Raw genomic sequence first — 19,604 nt, 5'->3', positions numbered from 1 at the left:
CCCCCGGACTCGCCCAGGGGACCCCTACGCCGCGCCCGTCCGCCCCACCACCGGCAGCGCCGCCAGTGCCGTCGACACCGCCTGGGTCGCGCGCAGGTCGAGGCGGGCGCTGGTGCCGCGGGCGTCGTGGTGAAGCTCGTCGGCGGCGAGCCGCAGCAGCTGGGGCAGCAGGTCGGTGCACCGGCGGGCCACCCAGCCGGTGCCCGCGGTGGCCAGCCACCACAGCGCGGCCCCTCGGGTCGGCGCAGGCGAGGCGGGCTCCGGCGAGGGGGCCGGGCCGGTCGCGAGGCCCGCTCCGGCCAGCAGCGCGTGGAAGCGGACCGCCAGCTGCCGGTGGCCCTTCTCGCCGGGGTGCAGCCGGTCCGCGCTCCACATCGCCCGGTCGCCGAGCCAGGCGTCCTCGCAGGCGTGCAGGTGCACGGCGCCGTAACGCTCGGAGAGGGCGTGGACCACGCTGTTGACCGCCCGCTGGCGCCGGGCGAGGGGGCGGGCGAGCGCCCCGGGCAGCCGCAGCATGGTGCCGGGGTCGGGCAGACAGGCGGTGAGCAGGACCGCGCCCTGCGCGGTGAACGCCGCGTACACCGTGTCGAGCCGCGCGGTGACCGCGTGGATGTCGAAGGTGCGGCGCAGGGTGTCGTTGACGCCGACGACGACGGACACCAGGTCAGGTCGCAGGGCCAGCCCGGCGCGCAGCTGGGTCTCCAGCACGTCCCTGGTCTGCGCCCCGCTGACCGCGAGGTTGGTGAACCGGACCGGTTCGGGGGCGAGGCCGGGGGCGAGCAGCGCGGCCCAGCCGCGCCACCCGCCGGCCACGGGATCACCCACCCCTTCGGTCAGCGAGTCGCCGAGCGCGACGAACCTCGGAGGTCTCATCCGACGACGCCCTCCGCGACTCCGGCGCCCTCGGCGACTTCGGCGCCCTGCCCGACACCGGCGCCCTGCCCGACACCGGCGCCCTCCCCGACTCCGGCGCCCCCCGCGGCGAAGGGACCGGTCAGGACCGTCGTGTCGTGCGCGGCGAGGAACGCCTCCACCGCGGTGCCCCAGCCGAAGCACTCCGCACGCGCGCGTGCCGCGTCGCGCCGCTCCCGCACGGGTCGCTCCAGCAGCGCCTCCACGGCGTCCGCGAAGCCCTCCCCGGTGTCCGCCGCGACGGCTCCGGCGGATCCGACGACCTCCGGCAGGGCGGAGGACGCGCTCACCGCGACGGGCGTCCCGCAGGCCATGGCCTCCAGCGCGGCCAGCCCGAACGTCTCCGCGGGCCCCGGCGCCAGGCAGACGTCGGCGCCGGCCTGGAGCGCCCCGAGCAGCCCTCGGTCGAGGACGTGCCCGAGGAAGGTGACCGGCAGCTCCCGTTCACGCGCCCGCTGTTCGAGCCGCCGGCGCAGCGGCCCGTCCCCGGCGACCACGAGCACCGCCCGCCTGCCCCGCCGGCGAAGCTCGGCGAGGGCGTCGAGCGCGGTCCCGGGCCGCTTCTCCACGGACAGCCGGGAGCACATCACCAGCAGCTCCTCGTCCACGCGCGCGTGGCGGCCGCGTATCTCCGGGTCCCGCAGCGAGGGGTGCCGGTGCGTCAGATCGACGCCGAGAGGGGCCCGTACGACGTTGCGGGCCCCGATGCGCACGAACTCCCGCTCGGCGAACTCGGTGGTGCACACGACCTTGGAGTAGGTGTGCGCGGTCCGCGTGTTGAGCGCGTCGGCGGCGCGCCGGGCGGCCCCTTCCGGCAGGCCCCAGGTGCGCAGCACGCCGTCGGCGGTCTCGTGGGACACCATCACGGCGGGTACTCGCGCGCGCCGCGCCCACCGGCCGGTCCACCGCAGCGTCGTGCGGTCGGAGACCTCCAGGCGGTCGGGCGCCAGGTCCTCCAGGAGGGCGGCGACGCGGCGGCGGTCGGTGAGGACGCGGTAGCCGCCGGTGCCGGGCAGCAGCGGCCCGGGCAGGGTGACGACCTGGCCCTGCTCGGTGTCCTCGTCGGTGTGCCGTTCGCCGGGCACGATCAGGACGGGTTCGTGGCCGGCCGCCCGGTAGCCCTCGCCGAGTTCGCGCAGCGCGGTGCGCAGGCCGCCGGACGCGGGGGCGACGAAGTTGGCCAGCCGGACGATCCGCAGCGGGGTGCCGGTCATGCCGCCAGCACCGCCTTCCGCGCGGCGAGCACGTCCTCGTAGTGCTCGATGAGCCGGTCCCCGACGGCCGCCCAGGTGCGGTCCTCGACGGTCGCCCGCGCGGCGGCGCCGTACGCGGCGCGCAGCACCGGGTCGGCGGCGAGGGACGCCACGGCGTCCCGTACGGCGTCCGCGTCGCGCGGCGGGACCAGCAGCCCGGTGCGGCCGTGGTCGACCAGGTCGAGCGGGCCGCCGGCGGCGGGCGCGACGACGGGCACCCCGCTGGCCATGGCCTCCTGCACGGTCTGGCAGAAGGTCTCGAAGGGGCCGGTGTGCGCGAAGACGTCGAGCGAGGCGAAGATCCGGGCGAGGTCGTCGCCGGTGCGGCGACCGAGGAAGGCCGCGCCGGGCAGCGCCTCCTCCAGGCCGGGCCGGCTGGGGCCGTCGCCGACGACCACCACCCGCACGCCGGGCAGCCCGCAGACACCGGCGAGCAGCTCGACCTGCTTCTCGGGGGCGAGTCGCCCGACGTAGCCGACGATCAGCTCGCCGCCGGGGGCCAGTTCGCGGCGCAGCGCCTCGTCCCGGTGGCCGGGCCGGAAGCGCACGGTGTCCACACCGCGCGGCCACAGCTCCACGCGGGGTACGCCGTGTGCCTCCAGGTCGCGCAGGGAAGCGGTGGACGGCGCGAGGGTGCGGTCGGCGGCCGCGTGCACGGAGCGGATGCGCCGCCAGGCGGCGGCCTCGCCGGCGCCCATGTAGGTGCGGGCGTATCCGGCCAGGTCGGTCTGGTAGACGGCCAGGGCGGGGACGCCGAGCCGGGCCGCGGCGGCCATGCCGCGGACGCCGAGGACGAAGGGGCTGGCCAGGTGGACGATGTCCGCGCGGTGGTCGACGAGTGCGGCGGCGAGGCGCCGGCTGGGCAGGGCGACGCGGACCTGGGGGTAGCCCGGGAACGGAAGGGAGGGGACGTGGACGACGGGGCACGGCGCGAGGGCGTCGGGCCGCTGTCCGGGAGCGGGGGCCGGGGCGACGACGAGGGGTGCGTGACCGCGATCGACGAGGTGCCGGGCGGTCTGGAGCGCGCAGTGGGCCACGCCGTTCACATCGGGGGGAAAGGATTCGGTCACGATGACGACACGCATAGGGGTGTTGTCGCCGCGCTGGACGTGGCCGCGTCAACGTGGATCTTTCCGGCCGAGGAACGTCCCATGAGCGTTGGCACCCGCACCCGGGCGGGTCAGACCGCGGCCATCCGGGCCTGATCCCCGGGTCACCCCGTGTTCACACGAGGGGGCGCACCGGCCCTGCCCGGGGTCGGGTGTCGTCCGGCGCACGCCGGATCTCGGTTCACGCGGCGGGCGCGTCCGGTCCGATGCGGCTGCGTACGGCCGTCTGGACCTCGGCCTCCTCGGCCGGGTCGGCGGCGAGCCGGCGCAGTTGCTCGACGACCCGGGTGTCACCGGTCTCGGCGTGCCGGGCGGCGAGTTCGCGGGTGGTCTCCTCGCAGTCCCACAGGCACTCGACGGCGAATCCGGCGGGGAAGGAGGGGTCGGTGGCGGCGAGCGCGCGGGCGGCGCGGCCGCGGAGATGGGAGGAGGCGGTCTCCCGGTAGATATGGCGCAGGACCGGGGCCGCGCAGCCGATGCCGAGGCGTCCGGCGCCGTCGACGAGGGTCCACAGGGTCGGCGCGTCGGGGCCCTCGCCCCGGATCGCCTCGCGCAGGGCGCCGAGGACCAGGTCGCAGTCCTGGGCTCCGCCCCGGCAGGCGAGCACCCGGCCGGCGGCGGCGCCCAGCTGGTCGGGCCGGCGGGCCCAGCCGCGCGCCCGGTCCACGGCGGCAATGCTGCTCATGCGTTCGAAGGCGTCGACGGCGGCGTCCACGACGGCCGGGGAGCCGGTGCTGACGGCGGCCTCGATCAGATCGAGGGCGTCGGGATCGCCGCTGTCGGCGAGGTACCGCAGCGCGGTGCTGCGGGCGCCGTCGGTGCCGTCCTTGGCCGCCTGCACGATCTCGGGCCGGTCCTCGGGACCGGCGACGGCGACCAGGCAGCGGGCGGCCGGCACATGGAGGGCGGCGCCGCGTTCGAGGCCCTGCTGAGCCCATTCGAACACAGCTCGCACGCTCCAGCCCGGGCGTGGCCCGGTGGGCCGCATCTGTCGCTGCCAGCGGTCGAAGCAGCCGGTCTCCTGGGCGGCGCGCACCCGCGCGGAGATCCATTCGCGGGGGTCCTCGGCCCACAGCCGCCAGGGCCGGGGTTCGAAGGAGTCCCGTACGGCGGCGGCCAGCTCGGCGTCGCCCTCGGGGTCGGCGGGGAAGCGCGCGAGGACGGGGGCGGCGAGGCCGCGCAGGGCGGCGTCGTCGTCGCGCAGGGCGAGTTCGTCCAGGGCCCATGCCCAGTTGGTGCCGTGGGCGGCGTACCTGCGCAGCAGTTCCAGGGCGTCCCGCCTGCCGTAGGAGGCCAGGTGGCCGAGGACGGCCAGGGCGAGCCCGGTGCGCGACTCGTCGCCGTCGAGGATGTCCTCGGGGTCGAAGAGGTGCGCCTCGATGGCGTCCAGCTCGCCGTTCAGGTCCAGGTAGAGACGGGCGTAGTAAAGGGAGCGGTTCTCCACCTGCCAGTCGTGGCGGGGGTCGCGGAGCACGCAGTGGTTCAGGGCCGTCAGGGCCTCGTCACGGGGGGCGGTGAGCGCGTGGAGCGTACCATCGCCGCGGCCCCGCTGGAGCAGGCCGAGCAGCGTACCGCTGGGCGCTATGACCGGATCGAACATGGGAAACAGCCTCACATCAAGCGTCGACGCAACCGGGGAACGTGCACTACCTGGCCGCGTGACAACACGTCGGGGCGCCCGCCGTCTCTAGCTTGCTGTAGACCATCTTCCTCTGCCTCTCGTCGGTGGCCCATGCGGACCGCATCACGGCCCGCGCGGTGCGGCAACACCTGCCCAGCCATCGCGTCCGTGAATCACGACGTCATGATGACTCGGCAGTTCTCCATGCCGCGACCGAAATTTCCGGCGGCCCCGTACCGCCTCCCCCGTGGTCGTTGTCTTCCCTGGTCGGAACGTGCGTTTTACCTGATCAGGCGCTGCGAATCAATCCGCGCCGAACAGCTTCAGCAGCTCGGCCTTGCCGAACATCCGAGCGGTGTCGACGGCTGAGGGCGTGCCGGCGGAAGGATTGGCTCCGCCTTCCAGCAGTGCCCTGATGACAGCTTCCTCGCCCTTGAAGACCGCCCCGGCGAGCGGTGTCTGGCCTCGGTCGTTGACATGGTCCGCCTCGGCACCCCGGGCGAGCAGCGCCCGTACGGTCTCGGCGTGGCCGTGATAGGCGGCGAGCATCACCAGGGAGTCGCCGCGGTCGTTCGTGAGGTTGGCCGGAACACCCGCGTCCACGTACGCCACGAGTGCCTCGGTCTGTCCCTGCCGGGCCAGATCGAAGATCTTCGTCGCCAGCTCCACGACCTCGGGGTCGGGGGCTTCACTCATCGGCCGGACCGCCTCTCACTACAACCGTTCAGGTGAATCGCCAGGGTACTGGCTCCCACGGCACATGACCCGATGTGCCCGAGGTAAAGATCACCACAGACCCGGTCGGGCGCAACCGCGCTGCTCAACCGGCCGAAGACGACTCGGCCGGTCGGTGGAAATCCACCGAATTTCACCCAGTTGCACCTTTTATCGTATGGATACATCCTGTGAGCCTGGAAGTACTCATGGTGACTGTCCCCACGAACCAGGAGATCTCAAATGATCCTGTCCATCTCAGGCGTGGTCCTGCTCGGCGTCATCGTCTTCCTCTTCTTCCGCAAGGACGGCCTCAAGGCCTCGCACTGCCTGGTCTCCGTCCTGTTCGGCTTCTACCTGGCGAGCACGGCGATCGCCCCCGGCATCAAGGCCGGCGGCGAGAGTCTCGCGAGCCTCCTCGGAGGCCTCAAGTTCTGACGTCCGTCCCGCCCGTACGCACCTTCAGGAGACAGCAGTGGCCCGGCGCCCCCTCCCCCGCATTCTGAGCACAGGCAGCGCGCAGATCGCCCGGAGCCGGGAGCTGGCCCGGACGGCGGCCGACAGCGCCACCGACGTCCTCCATCCGCTGATCACGATCACCCGGGGTCTGCGCCGGCTGGCGGCGGCCGGACGGCGCAGATGGGCCGAGACCCCCAAGGACAGGCGCGGGCCGCTGCTGTTCCTGATGGCCTCGGCGGTCATGGTCGTGGCACTGGTGCCGTACGGACCGCTGCTCGCCGTCATCACCCTGATGGCGGCAGCAGCCTGGCAGGGCCGGGACCGCGGCCCGGACGAGCCCGACGGCCCCGACGAGTCGCAGACCGAGCGGCTGAAGTCGTTGTACGAGGCGCTCGTCCCGTACTTCTCGACCGCCGAGGACCCCGAACCGCTGTACTCCCACGGCGGCGACTGGGACAAGGCCTTCCCCGGATACGAGTTCGACGGTTCGGGCCGGGTCGCCCACCTGGTGGTCCGCTATCCGGCCTACTTCCCGGACGGCGAGGCGGAGGCCCGCCGCCGCATCGAGTACCTGCTCACCGCCAAGTCGGGCCGCGGCCGGGAGTACCACTTCGCCTGGGACGAGGAGGGCAACCAGCTCGCCGTCACCGCCCTCGCCCCGCTGCCCACCGACATCGCCGCCCAGCGTTTCGTCACCGCCCCCGGCGAGACGGTCCTCGGCTTCACCGACCCCTCCGAGGTCCAGCGCACCCTCCCCCTCACCCACGGCGAGGAGCGGCGCGACGTCCCCCCGGTCGTCTGGCGCACCGGCGTCCGCTCCACCGAGCCGCACCTGCTGGTCGCCGGCCAGCCGGGCACCGGCACGACCACCCTGCTTCGCTCCATCGCGCTCCAGGCGCTGCAGCACGGTGACGTCCTCATCGTCGACGGCGGCGGCACCGGCGAGTACGCCTGCCTGACCGGCCGCGACGGCGTGCTCGCCGTCGAGTGCGGACTGGCCGGCGCGCTGGCCGGCCTGGAGTGGGCGGCGACCGAGACCGAGCGCCGCCTGATCGCCGCGAACCAGGCCCGGCAGGAGGGCAACCCGCCGCCGGAGGACATCAGGCGGCCCCTGTGGCTGCTGCTGGACCGGCCGACGGTGCTCACGCACATCGCCGCCGCCGACGGCCACAAGGACCCGCAGTCGCTGCTCCAGGTGCCGCTGCGGCACGGCCGGGCCGCGGGGGTCACGGTGGTCGTCGCCGAGCAGTTCGACAGCCTGGACGCCCTCGGCGACGCCGTACGCCAGCACACCCGCGCGCGCGTCGTCCTCGGCCCGGCCACCGCCGGCCGGCTGGAGTCGTTCCTGGGCGCCCCCGCGCAGACCACGCCGGTCACCCATGTCCCCCCGGGCCGCGGCTACGCCCGTCTCGGCGCGGGGCCGGTGCTGCGCCTCCAGGTCCCCGCGACGCCCGACCCGTACGACGACGCCACCAGCGACGCCCACCGGCAGGCCGTGCTGGAGCTGCTGCCCCCGCGCACGACCCCGGCGGAGGACGTCGAACCGGAGAGCGCGGAGCCGACGACCACGGGACCGAAGACCCCGGAGCCGACGACCACGGAGCCGGGGAGCGGCGCGCAGCCGGAACCCGCGGTGGAGCAGGTCCCGGATCCGGTGCCCGCCAAGGCCGTCGCGGCGGAGAGTTCCTGACGCCTCCCGACCGGAGGCATGCGAAGAGGCGGGTCCGCACCGGCGGGCCCGCCTCTTCGGGTCACGCGACGAAGGTCCGCGGCGCCTCCGCGCCCACCGTCCCCCCGCTCTCCACCAGCCGGGCCGCCGCGGCCAGCCGCACCGCGGCCTCCTCCGCCACCGCGCCGCCCACGGTGAACGGGAGCCGCACATACCCCTCGAACGCCCCGTCGACACCGAAGCGCGGCCCGGACGGCACCCGCACCCCGACCCGCTCCCCCGCCTCGGCGAGCCGCGACCCGGACAGCCCGCCGGCGCGCACCCACAGGGTCAGACCGCCCTTGGGCACCTCGAACTCCCACTCCGGCAGCTCCCGCCGCACCGCGGCGACCAGCGCGTCCCGGTTCTCCCGGGCCTGCCCCCGCCGCAGCTCGACGGCCTGCTGCCAGCCCCCGGTGCTGAACAGCCAGTGCACCGCCAGCTGCTCCAGCACCGGTGTGCCCAGGTCGGCGTAGGCCCGCGCGGCGACCAGGCTGCGGATCACGTCCGGTGCCGCCCGCACCCAGCCGATGCGCATCCCGGCCCAGAAGGCCTTGCTGGCCGACCCGACCGTGATCACCGTGGACCCGGCGGGGTCGAAGGAGCACACCGGCGGCGGCATCGCGCCCTGCATGTCCTCGTCGAGCCACAGCTCGCTCATCGTCTCGTCGGCGACCAGCACGGTCCCGGCCGACCGGGCCGCCTCCACCAGCCGCCGCCGCTGGTGCTCGTCGGCGAGCGCGCCGGTGGGGTTGTGGAAGTCGGCGACGACGTAGGCGATCCGGGGCGCGGCGTCCCGCAGCACCTGCCGCCAGCGGTCCATGTCCCAGCCCGTCAGCCCCTCGGCCATCGCGACGGGCACCAGCCGGGCGCCGGCCTCCCGCATCAGCTGGAGGATGTTGGCGTACGAGGGCGACTCCACGGCGATCCGCTCGCCCCGTCCCGCGAAGAGATGACAGATCGCGTCGATGGCGCCCATCGCACCGGTCGTCACCATGATCTGCTCGGGCATCGTGGAGATGCCCCGCGCGGTGTAGCGCTCGGCGATCATCGCGCGCAGCGCGGGCAGCCCGGCCGGATAGTCGCCGTGCGTGTGCGCGTACGGGGGCAGGTCCTCCAGAGCGCCCCGCACCGCGCGGGTGAGCCACGGCTCTGGGGCGGGGAGCGCCGCGCAGCCGAGGTCGATCATCGAGCCCAGCGCCTCGGGCGGCAGCGGTTCCAGGCCCCGCGCGGGCAGCGGGTTCCCGGCCGGTACGGCGGTCCAGCTGCCTGCGCCGCGCCGGGACTCCAGGAAGCCCTCGCCGCGCAGCGCCTCGTAGGCGGCCGCGACCGTCGTACGGCTCACGGACAGCGCGAGGGCCAGTTCACGCTCGGCGGGCAGCCGGGCGGCGACCGGCACGCGGCCTTCGAGGACCAGCAGCCGGATGCCGTCGGCGAGCGCCCGGTAGGCGGGCGGACGCCGGCTGCCGGGGCCGGCCGGGCGGTCTTGCTGGGACTTGAGCAGCCGGGCAAGCTGTGCGGCACCCACCGCCGAGGTCCACTGCGCCATGGTTACCAGTCCACCTTCCCCGAATTGGCCATGGATGGTCTTTCATCCCAAGCCACAGAGTGTCATGAGCCAGTCCACCATCACCAATCAGGGGGGGAACGTCTTGTCCACTCAGGGCCATCTCATACGCCGGCTGGTCCAGCTGTACCTCGGTCTCGCGCTGTACGGCGCGAGCTCCGCCCTCCTGGTGGAGTCGGGACTCGGGCTGGAGCCGTGGAACGTGCTCCACCAGGGCCTGGCCGAGCGCACCGGTCTGACGATCGGCGTGGTGTCGATCGTCGTCGGCGCCGCGGTGCTCCTGCTGTGGATCCCGCTGCGCCAGTGCCCCGGCCTCGGCACCGTCTCCAATGTCTTCGTGGTCGGCATCGCCATGGACGGCGCCCTCGCCGTCGTCCCCGAGGCCGACACCCTCCCCGTACGGGTCCCCCTGATGCTGGCGGGCATCCTCCTCAACGGCGTCGCCACCGGCCTCTACATCGCCGCGCGCTTCGGGCCGGGGCCGCGCGACGGGCTGATGACCGGACTGCACCGGCGCACCGGCCGCTCGATCCGGCTGATGCGCACGGCCGTCGAGGTGGCGGTCGTCGTCACCGGCTTCGCGCTGGGCGGCACGATCGGTGTCGGCACACTGCTGTACGCGCTCTCGATCGGCCCGCTCGCCCAGCTCTTCCTGCGCGTGTTCGCCGTCCCGTCGGCATCCGACGGCAGCACGGTCGTTGCCGGCGGGCAACCGCGGCGAGCGATACTTCGTCGGTGAGCACGCGCATCCGCCATCCCTATCTCGACCACCCCGGTCCCATCCCGTTCGCCCACCGGGGCGGGGCGGCCGACGGGCTGGAGAACACCGTGCGGCAGTTCCGGCGCGCGGTCGAGACGGGCTACCGGTACATCGAGACCGATGTACACGCCACGCGGGACGGCAAACTCGTGGCGTTCCACGACGACACGCTGGACCGGGTCACCGACGGCGCCGGCCGGATCGCGGACCTGCCCTGGGCGGAGGTACGGCACGCCCGGGTGGGCGGCAGCGAACCCGTGCCGCTTTTCGAGGAGCTGCTGGAGACGTTCCCCGAGGTTCGCTGGAACGTCGACCTCAAGGCGGAGTCCGCGCTCCACCCGTTCCTCAACCTGGTCGCCCGCACGGACGCCTGGGACCGGATCTGCGTCGGCTCCTTCTCCGAGGCCCGCGTGGTGCGCGCCCAGCGCCTGGCCGGACCGCGCCTGGCGACCTCGTACGGCACCAGGGGCGTGCTCAATCTGCGGCTGCGCTCCTGGGGCGTGCCCGCCGCGCTGCGCCGCTCGGCCGTCGCCGCGCAGGTGCCGGAGTCGCAGTCCGGCATCCAGGTGGTGGACCACCGCTTCGTGCGCACCGCGCACGCGCTCGGGCTCCAGGTGCACGTGTGGACGATCAACGAACCGGAACGGATGCACCGGCTCCTGGACCTGGGGGTCGATGGCATCATGACCGATCACATCGACACACTGCGCGAGGTCATGGCGGACCGCGGCGTCTGGGCCTGACGCCCCGGACCGGCGGACGTCCCGGCCCCACGCGCGGCACCTGCACGGGGAAGCGAGGGCACGGGTGGGCACCGACACCGTGCGGACGGGCGCGAAGGACGGCGACGAGTCCGCCGCGCGCCGGCGCGAGCAGCGCGGCTGGTACTTCTACGACTGGGCGTGCTCCGTCTACTCGACGAGCGTGCTCACCGTGTTCCTGGGCCCGTATCTGACGTCGGTCGCCGAGGCGGCGGCGGACTCTGACGGGTTCGTCCATCCGCTGGGCGTCCCGGTGCGCGCCGGGTCCTTCTTCGCGTACGCGGTGTCGCTGTCGGTGATCGTGGCCATCCTGGTGATGCCGCTGGTGGGCGCCGCCGCCGACCGCACCGGCCGCAAGAAGCACCTGCTGGGCGCCGCCGCGTACACGGGCGCCGCGGCGACGGCCGCCATGTTCTTCCTCTCCGGCGACCGCTATCTGCTGGGCGGGGCGCTGCTGGTGGTGGCGAACGCGGCCCAGTCGGTGGCGATGATGCTCTGCAACTCCTATCTGCCGCAGATCGCGCCGCCCGAGGAACGGGACGCGGTGTCCTCGCGCGGCTGGGCCTTCGGATACGCGGCCGGGGCCCTGGTCCTGGTCGGCAATCTGGTCCTGTACCTGGCGCACGACTCCTTCGGCCTGTCCGAGGGCGAGGCCGTCCGGATCTGCCTGGCCTCGGCCGGGCTGTGGTGGGGCGGCTTCGCGCTGATCCCGCTGCGCCGGCTGCGGGACCGCCCGGCCGTGGAGCCGGGGGCGGCCGTCCCCGGCCGCCGGCAGCTCATGGCGACCCTGCGGGACATGCGCCGCCACCCGCTCACGCTCGCCTTCCTGCTGGCGTACCTGGTCTACAACGACGGCATCCAGACCGTGATCTCCCAGGCCTCCGTCTACGGCTCCGAGGAGCTGGGACTCGGCCAGTCGACGCTGATCGGGGCCGTGCTGCTGGTCCAGGTGCTGGCGGTGGCGGGCGCACTGGCGCTGGGGCGGCTGGCCCGGCGCCACGGCGCCCGGCTCACCATCCTCGGTTCGCTGGTGGCGTGGACGGTGATTCTCGCCACGGGCTACTTCCTGCCCGCCGGGGAACCGGTGTGGTTCTTCGCGCTGGCGGCCGGGATCGGACTGGTGCTCGGCGGCAGCCAGGCGCTGTCCCGGTCCCTGTTCTCGCATCTGGTCCCGCCCGGCAAGGAGGCCGAGTACTTCGCGGCGTACGAGCTGAGCGACCGCGGGATGAGCTGGCTGGGACCGCTGCTGTTCGGCCTGACGTACCAGCTGACCGGAAGCTACCGGGACGCGATCATCTCGCTGGTGGGCTTCTTCGTGCTGGGTTTCCTGCTGCTCGCACGGGTACCGGTACGGCGGGCGATCCAGGAGGCGGGCAACCCGGTCCCCGAAAAGATTTAGCACTCGGCGCGAAAGGGCTGTAGTGTACGCGTTTGGCCTGCCAGGCGTACCGTTACTGCGCGTCAAAGATGCCGAAACGCTGGGTGACATCTCCTATCAGATGTGACAAACCGGGCGCCTGTGGGTACTGCACTGGTTGACAAGGCTGCGGCTACGACGGCGACGCATGACCCGGAACGGGACTCCGAACGGGAATCTTTACCGCCGACCGGACGTTGACCGGATGACGACGACAGCGACACCTGTCCTGTGGGCGACAAGCCCGGGAGGCACGATTCATGAGTGAGCGAGCTCTTCGCGGCACGCGCCTCGTGGTGACCAGCTACGAGACGGACCGCGGCATCGACCTGGCCCCGCGCCAGGCCGTGGAGTACGCATGCGAGAAGGGGCACCGGTTCGAGATGCCCTTCTCGGTCGAGGCGGAGATCCCGCCGGAGTGGGAGTGCAAGGTCTGCGGGGCCCAGGCACTCCTCGTGGATGGCGACGGCCCGGAGGAGAAGAAGGCCAAGCCGGCGCGAACGCATTGGGACATGCTGATGGAGCGCCGCACCCGTGAGGAGCTCGAAGAGGTCCTCGAGGAGCGGCTCGCCGTGCTGCGTTCCGGCGCGATGAACATCGCCGTTCATCCCCGGGACAGCCGCAAGTCGGCCTAGTCCCCGCGGGGCCTGGCCCGGTATCCAGCGCACGCACATGACCGCGGGCGCCGTACGTGGAAGTCACGTACGGCGCCCGCGGTCGTTTGTGTCCCTGCTCTCCTCCGGGCGCGATGCCCGGCGGCCCGGCGCAGCGGCCCGGCTCAGCGGTTCACTGATTCAGCGGTTCAGCGGCGGGTACTGTTCGCGCGGCGCGTCCGCGGGCTCGTCGCGGATGACCTCGCCCTGGACGACCTTGCCGTCCGGGCGGTGCATCCGGGCCTGCTGGAAGGCGTCGCCCAGGCTTCCGGGGGCGGCCCGGCGCAGCCTGCGGTCCACCGTGCGCTCCGCGTACCGGCCGAGGGCCTTCTGGAGCGGCGGTACGAGCAGCAGCAGACCGGCGACGTCCGAGATCATGCCGGGGAGTATCAGCAGCAGGCCGCCCAGCATCATCAGGCCGCTGCCGCCCCCGCTTGAGGGCGCGGTCCCACGCTGCAGCGCCTCGTTCAGGTTCTGGAAGGCACGCCGGCCCGCCCGCTTGATGACCGCCGCGCCGAGCACGAATCCGGCGACGAGCAGCAGGAACACGGTGAACCCGCCCGCCGCGTCGGCGACCACGGTCAGCAGCCAGATCTCCAGCACCAGCCACGCCGCGACGGCGAGCGGCAGCATGGTGCGCAGCCGGGAGCGCCGGGGCCGGGTGGTGGCAGGAGAAGGGGTCGAAGCGCCAGTCGTCATGGGTCCAGTGTGCCTGCGCCCGGCTCAGCACGGGATAAGGGGCCCGGCCGGTCCCGGCCGGGCTGGCGGCGGCGGCCCGTCACGGCTGCTTCGCAGGCCCCTCGCCGCGGCTGCCCAGCAGCTTGCCGACCCGCTCCCCCACGCCCCAGGTGGTGACCCGCCACAGCGCCTCGACGAGGATGTCGCGGCTCATCTTGGAGTCGCCCAGTTCGCGTTCGACGAAGGTGATCGGGACCTCGACCACGTGGTAGCCGGCCTTGATGGCGCGGCGGGCGAGGTCGACCTGGAAGCAGTAGCCCTGGGAGGCGACCTCGTCCAGGCCCAGGCCTTGCAGGGTCTCCACGCGGAACGCGCGGTAGCCGCCGGTGATGTCGCGCAGCGGCAGGTCCAGGGCCAGCCGCGAGTAGAGGCTGCCGCCGCGGGAGATGAACTCGCGGGACTTGGGCCAGTTCACCACCCGGCCGCCCGGCACCCAGCGGGAGCCGAGCACCAGGTCGGCGCCCTTGAGCGCGGTGAGCAGCCGGGGCAGTTCCTCGGGCTGGTGGGACCCGTCGGCGTCCATCTCGATGAGCACGCCGTAACCGTGCTCCATGCCCCAGCGGAAGCCCGCGAGGTAGGCGGCGCCGAGCCCTTCCTTGCCCTTGCGGTGCAGCACCTGGACGTGATCGTCGGACGCGGCGAGCTCGTCGGCGAGCTTGCCGGTGCCGTCGGGGCTGTTGTCGTCGGCGACCAGGACGTGCGCCTCGGGGACCGCCTCGCGCACCCGGCCGACGATCGTCTTGATGTTCTCCGCCTCGTTGTAGGTCGGAATGATCACCAAGGCCGTGCCGAGCGGGCCGAAGCGTCTCCCCTGGGCCTCTGCCGCGCGGGTGCCGTCGCCGTCGTTCACTGCTGCCCCTTCATGTCCGTACGCAGAGCTCCACCTTAGTGGCCGCGGCCTGCGCTGACGTGACAGGACGTTCCTATGGCGGCGGCCGTTCCACGTGAGCGGGGCAGATGCACTGTTTTGACCACCCCGGCGCCCCGGTCGCGCGGCGGCGCGGTGGTGCGGCGGATGGGGGCCCGGCGCCCTTCGGGCCGACCTGGGACCCGCTGGCTGCGGATCGACCGAAAGCCGTTGTCTACTGAGCGGCCGGGCCCCACCCGGGTCACACCTTCCCGGCCGGCCGGAACGCTCCCTCGGCGCGGTGCCGACGCTGAGCCTGGCTCCCAGTGACGGTGCCCCGGTGCGGTACACCATCCCTGACCCAGCGGCGCCGCGACGAGTGTGCGAACGTTCCCCGGTCGGGGTGTCCGGTGGTGGACCCGGCCGAACCTACCGGTGCCGGGCCGCCGCCTGTCAACAGCCGTCTGACCTGTGCTTTTGTGCCGAACCCGCTGGTGGGCGGGGCGGAAGCGCAGGTCGCGCGACCGTGCGCCGGGCCGCCCGCGCCCCCGCGCGGACCCCGTAGATCACTCGCCCGGCCGTACGAACACGGTCCGTCCGCCCACCACCGTGCGCAGGCAGACGGGCAGGTCGGTGCCGGGGGTGAGGTCGGGCAGGCCGGGGGTGCCGGAGCGCGGGTCGGTGGACCAGCGGGCGACCCGGTCGTCGGGGGCCTGGACGACGAGCTCGCCGGTGCGCCACACGGCGTAGTCCGCGGGCGCGCCCGGCACCAGGACGCCCGCGTCGTCGCGGCCGATCGCCCGCCAGCCGCCGCGCGTGTGGGCGGTGAAGGCGGCCCGTACGGAGACCCGGTGCTCGGGGGTGCGGTGGAAGGCGGCGGCGCGGACCGTGCCCCACGGGTCGAGCGGGGTGACCGGGCTGTCGGAGCCGAGGGCGAGCGGGACCCCGGCGCGCAGCAGGGCCGCGAACGGGTTCAGGGCGCGGGCGCGGTCGGCGCCGAGCCGCTGGGCGTACATGCCGTCCTCGCCGCCCCACAGGGCGTCGAAGGCGGGCTGGACGGAGGCGGTGAGGCCGAGCTCGGCGAAGGCGGCGACGGTCTCGGGGGTCAGCATCTCGGCGTGCTCGACGCGGTGCCGGGCGGCCCGGACGCGGGCGAGGCCGACCTTGTCGGCGGCGGCGCGCACGCCCTCGACGACGGCGGTGACGGCGGCGTCGCCGATGGCGTGGAAGCCGGCCTGGACGCCTGCCTCGGTGCAGGCGACGACATGGGCGGCGACGTCCGCGGCGTCCAGGTAGGCGGTGCCGGTGTGGCCGGCGTCGGCGTACGGCTCGTGCAGGCAGGCGGTGTGGGAGCCGAGGGCGCCGTCGACGAAGAGGTCGCCGGCGGCGCCGGCCGCGCCCAGCTCGCGGGCCTTGTCGACGTCACGCTCGGCCCAGTAGCCGACGACGCGCGGCCCGGGCTCGTCGGCGGCGAGGCGGAGCAGGCCGGTGAAGTCGTCCTCGGAGGAGATCTCGGGCCCGCCGCACTCGTGGACCGAGCCGATGCCGAGGGAGGCGGCGTGCGCGAGCGCGGCACGCTGGGCCTCGGTGCGCTGCCGCGGGGTGACGGCGGCGAGGGCGGCGGCGCGCACCGCGTGGTGGGCGTCGGCGGTGAGCGGGCCGTCGACCGGGCCGAGCTGCGGGGTCATGTCGAGCAGTGCGGTGCTGACGACCGCCGAGTGGACGTCGATCCGCGAGAGGTAGAGCGGGCGTCCCCCGGTCGCCTCGTCGAGCTCCGCGCGGGTCGGCGGGCGGCCGCCGGGCCAGCGGGCGGCGTCCCAGCCGTGGCCGAGCAGCACCCGGTCGTGCGGGCGGGCGGCGGCGAACTCCCGGACCAGGCCGAGGGCCTGTTCGAGGTCCCGCGCGGCGGACAGGTCGAGGCCGGTGAGGGCCAGTCCGGTCGCCGTGGCGTGGATGTGCGCGTCGGTGAACGCGGGGGTGACGAGGGCGCCGTCGAGGTCGATCACCTCGTCCACACCGTCCGCGAACGCGTCGGCCGCGCCCTCGGAGCCGACCCAGGCGACCTGGCCGTGCTCGACGACCATGGCGGTCGCGAAGGGGTCGGCGGGACTGTGGACCTCTCCGCGGCGGAGGAGGACGGTCTTCGGCGGGGCGGTGCGCTCACTCATGGGAACAGTCTCGCGCCCCGCGTGCGCCGCCCCGCACCCAGGTGGCTCAGATACGCGGAGGCCGTGCCTCGTACGGCGTCGACAGGACGACCGTGGTGCGCGTGGAGACCCCGGCGAGGGAGCGCAGCCGGGCCAGCAGCTCCTCCAGTTCGTGCGGGGTGGCCACCCGGACCTTGAGGATGTAGTTCTCGTCGCCCGCGACGCTGTGGCAGGCCTCGATCTCGGGGACGCCCGCGAGCCGCTCGGCGATGTCGTCGGGGGCACTGGGGTCGAACGGTTTCACCGAGATGAAGGCGGTCATGGGCAGCCCGACCGCCTCGGGGTCGACGACCGCGGCGTACCCGCGGATGACGCCACGCTGCTCCAGCCGGCGCACCCGTTGGTGCACGGCCGACGTGGACAGGCCCGTGGCCTTGCCCAGGTCGGTGTAGCTCATCCGCCCGTCCTTGACGAGCAGCTGCACGATCTGTCGGTCCAGCTCCTCCATGGCGCAAGAACCTACAGTGCGGTTGATCCCCTCGGATAGCGAGCGGCCCAGGTCATGCCCGGTTCGTGATGTGAGCGGGAGCGGTCCGTCGGCCGTCCGGGCGACGGGACTGCCACGCGGGCACCTGCGAACGGCATGTGACGAACGCCACAAGGTTCGAGCCGTCTCCGTGATGTTCTCGTGATTACCCCGGAATCCCGTTGGGAAGTGCTTGCTGTGGTCGAGGCCGCAGTGCCCGAACGGCCCAGCCCGAGGGGGAGAATCCCATGCAGAGTCTTAAGCGCCCTGGTCGTACCGCGCCCAAGCGGCAGCAGCCGGTCGTCGAACCCGAGCCGGAGGGTGTCGAACCCGACGCCTACGACGCCGAGGAACTCGACGCCTACGACACCTTCGAGATGTACCGGGTGATCTGCCCGGACTGCGCGCAGCCCATCGCCCTCCTGGCGGACGAGGAGGTCCTGCCGGAGCACGCGCTGTGCGCCTCGCCGTGGAACCCGTTCGGCCTCACGGTCTGTGCGGGTACCGGTCGCCGGGCCTCCGACGCCCGGCCAGCGGACGAGTCCTTCGAGCCGCAGGAGCAGGACACCGCCCTGCTGCTGACGCTGCCCCAGGGGCTCGACTGGCGGACGCAGCCGTTCTCGCACGTCGGCGGCCCGGGTTCGCGCCCGATGCGCGTGCCGGCGATGCGCCGCCACGCCGCCTGAGCCTCCGGCCCGCCTCTTCTCACCGGACCGTGCCACGGCACAGGACTGCCGTGGCGCGCTCCGGCATGCCGGGACGCGCCCCCGGGCCGCCCGGGCGCCCGTGACCGTACGCCCGGCGTGCGGTCTCCGCGAGCGCCCGTGAAACGCACGCCCGATTCCACGCACCGGTGACCTGCCCGGCCCGCGTGGCGTTGCCCAGGCATGACCCCCACGTACTCCACCACCGGGCGACAGCGGCCGCTGCTCGTCCCGAGCGGGTTCGCCCCCAGTGGGTTCGTCTCCAGCGGGTTCGTGCCGAGCGACGTCGCACCGAGCGGCTTCGTCTCGAGCGGCTTCCAGGACCCGCCGATCTACGCCGACCTGTTGCGGACCTGGGCCAACCGCGGCCGCACCCTGCCGGGGCGCCACGACCCGGAGTGGGTCCGGCTGGTGGCGCCCGTGGTCAGGCCGGGTCAGTTCAGCGGGTCTCCGGACCGGCGACGTGACGGGCGATGACCATCCGCTGGATCTGGTTGGTGCCCTCGACGATCTGGAGCACCTTGGCCTCGCGCATATGGCGCTCGACGGGGAAGTCCGCGGTGTAGCCGTACCCGCCGAGGATCTGGACCGCGTCCGTGGTGACCTTCATCGCCGTGTCGGTGCAGTGCAGCTTGGCCATGGCCGCCTGCTTGGCGAACGGCCGCCCCGCGTCCTTCAGCCGGGCCGCCGCGAGGTAGAGGGCGCGGCCGGCCTCGATCTGCGTGGCCATGTCGGCGAGCATGAAGCGCAGCCCCTGGAAGTCGGCGATCGGCCGGCCGAACTGCCGCCGTCCGAGTGCGTACTCCACCGCCGCGTCCAGGGCCGCCTGTGCGACGCCGATCGCGCAGGCCGCTATGCCGAGCCGCCCGGAGTCGAGGGCGGACAGGGCGATCGCGAAGCCCTGGCCCTCCTCGCCGACGCGCCGGTCGTCGCCGACCCGCACCCCGTCGAAGTGGACCTGGGCGGTGGGCGAGCCCTTCATGCCCATCTTCTTCTCCGGCGCCGCGGCACTCAGCCCCTCGGCGTCGCCGGGCACCAGGAAGGCGGTGATCCCGCGCGGACCGTCCTCGCCGGTGCGGGCCATCACGGTGTAGAAGTCGGCGACGCCGCCGTGGGTGATCCAGGCCTTGGTGCCGCTGATCACCCAGTCGTCGCCGTCGCGGACGGCCTTGGTGCGCAGCGAGGCCGCGTCGGAGCCGGAGGCCGGCTCGGAGAGGCAGTAGGCGCCGAGCAGGCCGCCGCCGAGCATCGTGGGCAGGTGCTCGACCTGCTGCTCCTTGGTGCCGTAGGTGGCGAGGGCGTGGGAGGCGAGGGTGTGCACGCTGACGCCGAGGCCGACGGTGAGGCGGGCCGTGGCCAGCTCCTCCAGGACCTGGAGGTAGACCTCGTAGGGCTGCTCCCCGCCGCCGTACTCCGGGTCGTAGGGCAGCCCCAGCAGGCCCGCCTCGGACAGGAGGGTGAAGATCTCGCGCGGGAAGCGGCCGGCGTCCTCCTCCTCGGCCGCCTTGGGCGCGATCTCGCGCTGCGCTATGTCGCGGACGAGCGAGATCAGGTCCCGGGCCTCGTCCGTGGGCAGTTGTCGGTCCACCGGCTGCGGGGCGCGGTCGGGCATGGCGACGCTCTCCTCCCGTTTCGGGCACATCGGCGGACGGCCGCCGTGGGTTGGGGCGGCTCCGCCGGTCTCTCTGAGGCCCAGCCGAGGGGGCGG

19 protein-coding genes are annotated in these 19,604 nt (G+C 73.9%); 8 read left to right on the top strand and 11 right to left on the bottom strand.

Going from position 1 to position 19,604, the window contains the following annotated elements:
- Window positions 1-24 precede the first annotated feature (24 nt).
- The 5 genes from ACSU6L_RS31500 to ACSU6L_RS31480 all read right to left on the bottom strand — a co-directional run bounded on the left by ACSU6L_RS31500 (window position 25) and on the right by ACSU6L_RS31480 (window position 5,591).
- A complete protein-coding gene (locus ACSU6L_RS31500; protein WP_437062275.1) occupies window positions 25-873 on the bottom strand; it encodes an SGNH/GDSL hydrolase family protein in 849 nt (282 codons plus the stop codon).
- Entirely contained in the window at window positions 870-2,126 is a 1,257-nt protein-coding gene (locus tag ACSU6L_RS31495; protein WP_437062273.1) for a glycosyltransferase, read from the bottom strand. Before ACSU6L_RS31495 ends, ACSU6L_RS31500 begins: the two co-directional genes overlap by 4 nt.
- Window positions 2,123-3,250 carry a glycosyltransferase family 4 protein gene (locus tag ACSU6L_RS31490; protein WP_437062271.1) on the bottom strand — a complete coding sequence of 376 codons (1,128 nt, stop codon included), beginning with the start codon at window positions 3,248-3,250 and terminating at the stop codon, window positions 2,123-2,125. Before ACSU6L_RS31490 ends, ACSU6L_RS31495 begins: the two co-directional genes overlap by 4 nt.
- 205 nt (window positions 3,251-3,455) lie before the next feature.
- Complete coding sequence (locus ACSU6L_RS31485) at window positions 3,456-4,874, bottom strand: HEAT repeat domain-containing protein (protein WP_437062269.1); 1,419 nt, start codon at window positions 4,872-4,874, stop codon at window positions 3,456-3,458.
- A 324-nt stretch (window positions 4,875-5,198) separates the two neighbouring features.
- Window positions 5,199-5,591: an ankyrin repeat domain-containing protein gene (locus tag ACSU6L_RS31480; RefSeq protein WP_073941854.1), complete on the bottom strand. Its 393-nt coding sequence runs from the start codon at window positions 5,589-5,591 to the stop codon at window positions 5,199-5,201.
- Between the two features lie 261 nt (window positions 5,592-5,852).
- On the opposite strand from ACSU6L_RS31480, the gene ACSU6L_RS31475 reads away from it, so the two are divergent.
- Complete coding sequence (locus ACSU6L_RS31475; protein ID WP_073941855.1) at window positions 5,853-6,047, top strand: hypothetical protein; 195 nt, start codon at window positions 5,853-5,855, stop codon at window positions 6,045-6,047.
- 37 nt (window positions 6,048-6,084) lie between these two features.
- The gene (locus tag ACSU6L_RS31470; protein ID WP_437062266.1) at window positions 6,085-7,758 is read left to right on the top strand and encodes a hypothetical protein; all 1,674 of its coding nucleotides are present in this window, start codon (window positions 6,085-6,087) and stop codon (window positions 7,756-7,758) included.
- A 61-nt stretch (window positions 7,759-7,819) separates the two neighbouring features.
- Here ACSU6L_RS31470 and ACSU6L_RS31465 read toward each other — a convergent pair whose 3' ends face one another.
- Window positions 7,820-9,325 carry a PLP-dependent aminotransferase family protein gene (locus tag ACSU6L_RS31465; protein WP_437062264.1) on the bottom strand — a complete coding sequence of 502 codons (1,506 nt, stop codon included), beginning with the start codon at window positions 9,323-9,325 and terminating at the stop codon, window positions 7,820-7,822.
- A 64-nt stretch (window positions 9,326-9,389) separates the two neighbouring features.
- Between ACSU6L_RS31465 and ACSU6L_RS31460 the strand changes: the two genes are divergently transcribed.
- The 4 genes from ACSU6L_RS31460 to ACSU6L_RS31445 all read left to right on the top strand — a co-directional run bounded on the left by ACSU6L_RS31460 (window position 9,390) and on the right by ACSU6L_RS31445 (window position 12,916).
- Entirely contained in the window at window positions 9,390-10,082 is a 693-nt protein-coding gene (locus ACSU6L_RS31460; RefSeq protein WP_437062262.1) for a YczE/YyaS/YitT family protein, read from the top strand.
- Window positions 10,079-10,846 (top strand): glycerophosphodiester phosphodiesterase, encoded by a 768-nt coding sequence (locus ACSU6L_RS31455; protein ID WP_437062260.1) that lies wholly within the window; start codon window positions 10,079-10,081, stop codon window positions 10,844-10,846. Before ACSU6L_RS31460 ends, ACSU6L_RS31455 begins: the two co-directional genes overlap by 4 nt.
- 64 nt (window positions 10,847-10,910) lie before the next feature.
- Window positions 10,911-12,263 carry an MFS transporter gene (locus tag ACSU6L_RS31450; RefSeq protein ID WP_437062258.1) on the top strand — a complete coding sequence of 451 codons (1,353 nt, stop codon included), beginning with the start codon at window positions 10,911-10,913 and terminating at the stop codon, window positions 12,261-12,263.
- 278 nt (window positions 12,264-12,541) lie between these two features.
- Window positions 12,542-12,916 carry an RNA polymerase-binding protein RbpA gene (locus tag ACSU6L_RS31445; protein ID WP_003977404.1) on the top strand — a complete coding sequence of 125 codons (375 nt, stop codon included), beginning with the start codon at window positions 12,542-12,544 and terminating at the stop codon, window positions 12,914-12,916.
- Window positions 12,917-13,075: 159 nt separating this feature from the next.
- Here the strand turns inward: ACSU6L_RS31445 and fxsA are convergent, their stop codons facing one another.
- The 4 genes from fxsA to ACSU6L_RS31425 form a co-directional block, all read right to left on the bottom strand.
- Window positions 13,076-13,633: an FxsA family membrane protein gene (gene fxsA / locus ACSU6L_RS31440; RefSeq protein ID WP_437062256.1), complete on the bottom strand. Its 558-nt coding sequence runs from the start codon at window positions 13,631-13,633 to the stop codon at window positions 13,076-13,078.
- A 79-nt stretch (window positions 13,634-13,712) separates the two neighbouring features.
- Entirely contained in the window at window positions 13,713-14,522 is an 810-nt protein-coding gene (locus ACSU6L_RS31435; protein ID WP_437062254.1) for a polyprenol monophosphomannose synthase, read from the bottom strand.
- Between the two features lie 563 nt (window positions 14,523-15,085).
- Window positions 15,086-16,687 (bottom strand): amidohydrolase, encoded by a 1,602-nt coding sequence (locus ACSU6L_RS31430; protein WP_437062252.1) that lies wholly within the window; start codon window positions 16,685-16,687, stop codon window positions 15,086-15,088.
- 46 nt (window positions 16,688-16,733) lie between these two features.
- A complete protein-coding gene (locus tag ACSU6L_RS31425) occupies window positions 16,734-17,174 on the bottom strand; it encodes an Lrp/AsnC family transcriptional regulator (RefSeq protein WP_030677853.1) in 441 nt (146 codons plus the stop codon).
- Between the two features lie 266 nt (window positions 17,175-17,440).
- On the opposite strand from ACSU6L_RS31425, the gene ACSU6L_RS31420 reads away from it, so the two are divergent.
- Window positions 17,441-17,878, top strand: a complete 438-nt coding sequence (locus ACSU6L_RS31420) for a hypothetical protein (protein ID WP_365514692.1) — start codon at window positions 17,441-17,443, stop codon at window positions 17,876-17,878.
- 201 nt (window positions 17,879-18,079) lie between these two features.
- Entirely contained in the window at window positions 18,080-18,373 is a 294-nt protein-coding gene (locus ACSU6L_RS31415) for a hypothetical protein (RefSeq protein WP_437062249.1), read from the top strand.
- Here the strand turns inward: ACSU6L_RS31415 and ACSU6L_RS31410 are convergent.
- Entirely contained in the window at window positions 18,336-19,508 is a 1,173-nt protein-coding gene (locus ACSU6L_RS31410; protein ID WP_437062247.1) for an acyl-CoA dehydrogenase, read from the bottom strand. The two genes, ACSU6L_RS31415 and ACSU6L_RS31410, sit on opposite strands and share 38 nt — an antisense overlap.
- Window positions 19,509-19,604 lie beyond the last annotated feature (96 nt).

It is taken from the genome of Streptomyces sp. enrichment culture (assembly GCF_964272855.1).
Lineage (GTDB): Bacteria > Actinomycetota > Actinomycetes > Streptomycetales > Streptomycetaceae > Streptomyces.
This window is presented reverse-complemented; position numbering and strand designations above follow the sequence as displayed.

Coding starts and splice junctions, on each gene's coding strand:
- ACSU6L_RS31415 (WP_437062249.1), top strand. CDS start 18,080: ATGACCCCCACGTACTCCACCACCGGGCGACAGCGGCCGCTGCTCGTC.
- ACSU6L_RS31430 (WP_437062252.1), bottom strand. CDS start 16,687: ATGAGTGAGCGCACCGCCCCGCCGAAGACCGTCCTCCTCCGCCGCGGA.
- ACSU6L_RS31465 (WP_437062264.1), bottom strand. CDS start 9,325: ATGGCGCAGTGGACCTCGGCGGTGGGTGCCGCACAGCTTGCCCGGCTG.
- ACSU6L_RS31420 (WP_365514692.1), top strand. CDS start 17,441: ATGCAGAGTCTTAAGCGCCCTGGTCGTACCGCGCCCAAGCGGCAGCAG.
- ACSU6L_RS31490 (WP_437062271.1), bottom strand. CDS start 3,250: ATGCGTGTCGTCATCGTGACCGAATCCTTTCCCCCCGATGTGAACGGC.
- ACSU6L_RS31495 (WP_437062273.1), bottom strand. CDS start 2,126: ATGACCGGCACCCCGCTGCGGATCGTCCGGCTGGCCAACTTCGTCGCC.
- ACSU6L_RS31500 (WP_437062275.1), bottom strand. CDS start 873: ATGAGACCTCCGAGGTTCGTCGCGCTCGGCGACTCGCTGACCGAAGGG.
- ACSU6L_RS31460 (WP_437062262.1), top strand. CDS start 9,390: ATGAGCCAGTCCACCATCACCAATCAGGGGGGGAACGTCTTGTCCACT.
- ACSU6L_RS31445 (WP_003977404.1), top strand. CDS start 12,542: ATGAGTGAGCGAGCTCTTCGCGGCACGCGCCTCGTGGTGACCAGCTAC.
- ACSU6L_RS31485 (WP_437062269.1), bottom strand. CDS start 4,874: ATGTTCGATCCGGTCATAGCGCCCAGCGGTACGCTGCTCGGCCTGCTC.
- ACSU6L_RS31475 (WP_073941855.1), top strand. CDS start 5,853: ATGATCCTGTCCATCTCAGGCGTGGTCCTGCTCGGCGTCATCGTCTTC.
- ACSU6L_RS31410 (WP_437062247.1), bottom strand. CDS start 19,508: ATGCCCGACCGCGCCCCGCAGCCGGTGGACCGACAACTGCCCACGGAC.
- ACSU6L_RS31425 (WP_030677853.1), bottom strand. CDS start 17,174: ATGGAGGAGCTGGACCGACAGATCGTGCAGCTGCTCGTCAAGGACGGG.
- fxsA (WP_437062256.1), bottom strand. CDS start 13,633: ATGACGACTGGCGCTTCGACCCCTTCTCCTGCCACCACCCGGCCCCGG.
- ACSU6L_RS31480 (WP_073941854.1), bottom strand. CDS start 5,591: ATGAGTGAAGCCCCCGACCCCGAGGTCGTGGAGCTGGCGACGAAGATC.